We start from the raw sequence: 366 nt of genomic DNA, 5'->3' as shown, positions 1-366 counted from the left end.
GCAACGCCGCAACAGACCCGCGAACGCCACACCATGCCCACCGACCCGACCACACACCAGGCAGGCGGTGGCCTCCAGTTGAGCGGTCACGATCTCTCCCTTCGGGTGTCACCGGGCAGTCGGGCGATCAGCCGGAGCAGGTCGCCCCGGCTGGGCTGGGTCAGCCGGAGTGAGCCGGTGCCCCGCCAGTCCGACGGCAGTAGTTGCCGTACGTGTCGAAGCCGGTAGGCCACCGGCATGTAGTAGCGGAAGACCGCGGTGTCGCAGCGCACCACGTCGAACCCGCAGTCGGTGACGAGCCGGGTCAGCGAGTCAGGGTCGAAGTGCCAGCGGTGATAGCGGGGTTGCAGGCCGGTCCAGTCAGTC

General features: G+C 68.9%; 1 protein-coding gene. It reads right to left on the bottom strand.

Features of this window, described 5'->3' with window-relative positions; all coding sequences use genetic code 11:
- Positions 1 to 86 precede the first annotated feature (86 nt).
- Positions 87 to 366 (bottom strand): hypothetical protein (locus AAH979_RS43195; protein WP_346263906.1); only part of this gene is annotated, 280 nt, incomplete at its 5' end.

It is taken from the genome of Plantactinospora sp. ZYX-F-223 (assembly GCF_039649625.1).
GTDB lineage: Bacteria > Actinomycetota > Actinomycetes > Mycobacteriales > Micromonosporaceae > Plantactinospora.
This window is presented reverse-complemented; position numbering and strand designations above follow the sequence as displayed.